The following is a 4779-nucleotide window of genomic DNA, read 5'->3' on the forward strand; positions in this document are numbered from 1 at the left end:
GTTAAGACTTTTCTTTCTGCAAGATTACCTTTATTCCCCAATTACACAACTTTTTTTGAAATATTTTAATGATTTATGCCACAAAACATATTTTAATAGAAATTTTGGTGCGGTTGCCCTGGTGGCAAACAGATTTAATTTCATATTACTGTAATTTTGATACATATATAGTGGATTTGCTTTATAATCAATTCTATTAATGAATAATTTTCAAAAATCTGTCCCATCTGAATTTATCCGTATATGGGTCTACCGATTTCCATATAATCCATGTTTTCCCGACGATATATTCTTCAGGCAGTAATCCCCAATAGCGTGAATCCTGCGAGTTCATGCCTTTGTCGCCTGCCATGAAATAATAGTTTTCTTGGAAACGATATCCGTAGATCGGCTTTCCGTTAAGAAAAGTCATAGAATCTTTGTATTGAAGGCTTTCCTGTTGTTCCCATTCGATCAGTTTTTTATATAACCGGAAGTTTGTACGATCTAAAGTAACAGAATCGCCTTTTGCCGGTATATAGAGCGGTCCGAAATCCTTGATGTTCCAACCAATGATGCTGTCGAATGGGAAACTCTGGAATATACCGTCTTGAAATTTCTCAGTCGCAGCTATTCCTTTTTGTGACTCCATGTTGCCGAGAGGTGTTTGTACGCCTTCCACATGAAAGAATCCGTTTCGGATGGATAAGGTATCTCCCGGTATTCCGACGCACCGTTTGATGTAATATTTGAGTATATGTATTTCAATTTTATCCCAACTGTTTGGATGCGGAAAATTGAAAACCAGAATATCATTGCGTTTTATCTTTTTGAAACCGGGAATGCGATAAATCTCTGTCTGTTCGTTTCTCATGGAGGCAAACAGATTGAATATGCGAGGTCCAACGGTCGGTTTCCAGACAAGTATATTGTCTCCTGTAATTAATCCCGGTTCCATCGAATCGCTGGGGATTTTGAAAGAGGCAAAGACAAATACCTGTAAAACAAACCATAGAGTAACTGTCATACATAGCCAGAAGACTATATTGATGGCTTTGTTGATCAGGGTATGTATATGTGTTTGTTTTTTCATTTTGTTATTTCTATTTGCATATTTGTCTTTATTCAATTAGAATCTATGTATTCTTTTAAGTAGGTGAAATATTCATTTAGCATAAAGTGATTGTTTTTTCCACAAAAAAATATATTGTTTATATTGAGGTTTTTATTCATTGTAAAAATATACGAACCTATAAGTTCTTTTTTTTCAATACAAAAATCACTTTCAGGTATGTTGATTATGTCTAAATTGTATTTTTTTGTGAATTCATGAAAATCGTCTCCATATTCAATGTTGGGAAATGATGTTATTATTGTAATTTTATCAAAACCTATCTCATCTGCTAATTCGTTTAGTAACTCTATTGTAGGATAGATACAATTTTCACAATACGGAAAATCTACTCTATAAAATATTTTGTATTTGTTTTTATTGAATTTGAATATATTTAGATCTATTTCTTTGTTTATGTCTGTGGTGGGATTATTGTATTTAATATTTTTTGTTGTATAATATGCAATATCGTTTAGTTTGTTTGTTAAAACTATATTTCTTTCTAATGCTTTATTGTAGTTTTTGTTTATATTATTGTTTTTGATGATTAGAGTAATATTTAATATAATAAATATGCATATGAAAATAATATATTTATTCATGGCTTAGTCTTATTTTTAATAAATTAACAAATGGTTCATTCTCGTTATTATTTGCTTGTAAAGCATATAAATATTCTCCACTATTATCTATGCAGAAAGAAGAAAATTCTTTGTCAAAATAATATACATTTTGTAAATTCCCATTCCAATCAAGTTCAAATATATTGATTTCTGTTTTTCCTTCATTGTTTAAAATGTAATTCAATCCTTTTCCTATTCTTAAAAAATAGCATTTTTCTGTAGTGCCATATATTTTAGAGAAATATATAGGGGAATCATTAGATACTCCATGAAAATTAGGAGATAAATCAGGTAATTTTGGTTGACTAAAGTAGATTTCTTTTATTAAATCACCTGTTAGTGAATAGAAAAGGATGCAATCAAAATGTCTATAGGCAAAAGCTATTTTGTTTTTTGCCTCATTAGCGCATACAACACCTGAATATACAGAATTTCTATATTCTTTATCAATAGAATATTTGGGGTAAAAATCAATCCATTTTATTTCTTTTGAAAATTTATTATATATGAAAAAAATACCATCTGATTTATTAATATTACTACCTATTGTGATGTTTGTACCAATTTGGTTTAATTCTTTACTAAAGAATAATTTTTCATCTAAATAGTCTTGGGTGATATTTTCTGATATTGCTTCTTTTTTGTTTATTATATTATTGATGTTTATTGATTTTTTGCACATTAAATTCATGTCATAAAATAGTATTGTGTCGTTTTGTGGATACTTTGTAGTATTGCTATTATAAGGAAATGGGAATTGGAAATCCCATGGTGACTTACCTTTTTCTCCAAATCTACCTACATACTTTAAATTTTCCATTTTATATAAATGGAAGAAGAAAGAATCACATTCTGCTTTTAATAATAAGATAGAGTCTTGAATACATAACATGTCGAAAAAACACCCCTCTGTTATTGTTTCTTTTTGTATAACAGTTGGATATATGAGACCTTGATAATTAGTTATTGGATATTTTTTTTTGCAAGATATCAAGCTAAATATAAATAGTAAGAAAAGGATTTTATGTTTCATTATAAATTAATTTTATATCTATACTCTGCTATACATTTTAGTTAGCTAACTAGGTGAATATACAGAGTATAGATTTAATTTTTAATATCTACGACATTCTCCGTCACCAGTAGGCCATATTCTGGCACCTAAACAGTCTCCACAGTATATAGCGATGACTCCTGCTGATGTAGCTCCTGAAGTAAGTTTGTCTCCTGTAATACAATATTTATATTGTAATGAACTATCTCCTCCTTCTTCACCTCCTGCTAATGCGACGAGGTTTTCATTAAAAAAGTATGTTTTTTTATTTTGAGAGGAATGTAGGTTTATGATAATTAAGTTAATAACAATCATAATTATTGTGGTTGAAATGAATACTTTTTTCATATATGTTGACTATTATCCAATTTTACATTTTCCATCTCCCTTTTGTACTACACGTACAGATCTACAGTTTCCGCACCAAGTGCGGGGTTCAACACTGGAATCTATTGTACGGTCACCAACTATACATACTGTATAACCATCACCGCTATCTGATTCATTGAAGCTAAGAGCTTCAATGTTCGTTAAAAATAGACTGTTCGTTATCTCCTTATTGGCATTTGTAATGTAAAGGTTTATGCCTATAAATAGAATTGTTAATATTGATAATATTTTTAGCATATTTTTATTTCTTGTTTTTGAGGTTTATAACTTTCTTGTTGTAAATATTAGTATTGTATTTTTATGTGTTAGCTTTCGACACCTCCTTTCATGTTTATATAGGGGACGTTTATATATTCTTGCTTGATACAATAAACTCCCACCTGTTCGATTACCGAACATTCCCCTTTATTTTTAGTTTAACATGTTGATTATTCGAGCTATTGTACTTGATCGTAACAACTTCATCGAAGAAACCTGTATCCTTCGGTGTCATCTTAATTCCCACCCGGAGGGATTCTTCGGGTTTCGCAGGTCGTTTGTCATACGTGACTGCAGTGCAGCCGCAAGTGGTACTTACGTCCACTATCACAAGGGGATTGTCCCCGGTGTTTTTTATTTCTATGGTTGTCTCCTTTACTTCCGATTTGTCGAAAACACCGAAGTCGATTTCTGTCTTTGTTGTTTCGGCTGTTGTTTTCGGGATGTTTTTGTTCGGGCTCTCCTTACCTGTAATTTGTTTCAGATACAGGTCTTTTACTGCTATATTGTGTATGGGGTTACCCAAAACTACGACTTTGTTGTTCTTGTCCAGCAGGAATGTCTGGATAGTTATATCAGCCGGGAACTTGTTCAAGTTGTTCAACCGGTCGTCCAAATCAATACAAATGGGATGGTCGAAACCATTACATTTCAGCATGTAACGTATTTCCCTCGCATCTTTGGGATGTATAAAGAAGAGGAAAGGTACTTTATTTTGTGTTACTGAATCGGTATATTCGATCAGTTCCTTCCATTTATCCAGTTTCAGTTTACAGTTGGTGCAACCGATGGAGTCTACATATATTAATACTTTATACTCAGATTGCGGAATCTGAAAATCCGTGGTATCTGTCAGATAACGGGTAAAAACGACATTTTCAGGGAACACGATCTGTTTTCCCTGCCATTCGTTTACAAGTTGCAGTATCTGTTTTTCCTTCTCTTTCTGCTTGTTGTGGCAGGAGAAGAAGGTGGTTGCTATTAATAATATGTAAAGATAAAAGGCTTTCATTTCGATTGTTAAATCTTAAATTTCACAATCGGATCATCGCTTTTCACCTCAACGGCAACGATTGTGTTTTATTTTTGGCTAATATAGGGATATTTATTGGAAAAAGCAAGAGTATTTATTCTTTTAAGACAATAAAAATCAATGTTATTGTCATTTTTACAAATCAGCAATTAGCATAACACAGAGAATAATGGAGGTAAAATACATGCAGTTTATATACATACTAACATTACTGTCCCGTAAAAGTGGATAAATAGTTCTTTGAAATAATTGAAATATAGTCTATTAGATACTACTTTTTAGGCGCGACGATTTGAAATCATACCTTTGAGGTCAATTAAGGTGACCT

Annotated in this window: 5 protein-coding genes; all 5 read right to left on the reverse strand. The window is 31.7% G+C overall.

The annotated features are described in order from the left end of the window. Positions 1-196 precede the first annotated feature (196 nt). The 5 genes from lepB to NBH15_RS28895 all read right to left on the reverse strand — a co-directional run bounded on the left by lepB (position 197) and on the right by NBH15_RS28895 (position 4430). On the reverse strand, positions 197-1072 hold the full coding sequence (gene lepB, locus NBH15_RS28875) for a signal peptidase I (protein WP_250824186.1): 876 nt from the start codon (positions 1070-1072) through the stop codon (positions 197-199). A gap of 32 nt (positions 1073-1104) precedes the next feature. Then, entirely contained in the window at positions 1105-1695 is a 591-nt protein-coding gene (locus NBH15_RS28880) for a hypothetical protein (RefSeq protein WP_250824187.1), read from the reverse strand. Beyond that, positions 1688-2749, reverse strand: coding sequence for a hypothetical protein (locus tag NBH15_RS28885; protein ID WP_250824188.1), 1062 nt, complete (start codon positions 2747-2749; stop codon positions 1688-1690). Before NBH15_RS28885 ends, NBH15_RS28880 begins: the two co-directional genes overlap by 8 nt. 81 nt (positions 2750-2830) lie before the next feature. After that, positions 2831-3118, reverse strand: coding sequence for a hypothetical protein (locus tag NBH15_RS28890; protein WP_250824189.1), 288 nt, complete (start codon positions 3116-3118; stop codon positions 2831-2833). Positions 3119-3548: 430 nt separating this feature from the next. After that, positions 3549-4430: a DUF1573 domain-containing protein gene (locus NBH15_RS28895; protein WP_250824190.1), complete on the reverse strand. Its 882-nt coding sequence runs from the start codon at positions 4428-4430 to the stop codon at positions 3549-3551. Between the last annotated feature and the right edge of the window lie 349 nt (positions 4431-4779).

Source organism: Parabacteroides caeci (assembly GCF_023656795.1).
Lineage (GTDB): Bacteria > Bacteroidota > Bacteroidia > Bacteroidales > Tannerellaceae > Parabacteroides > Parabacteroides segnis.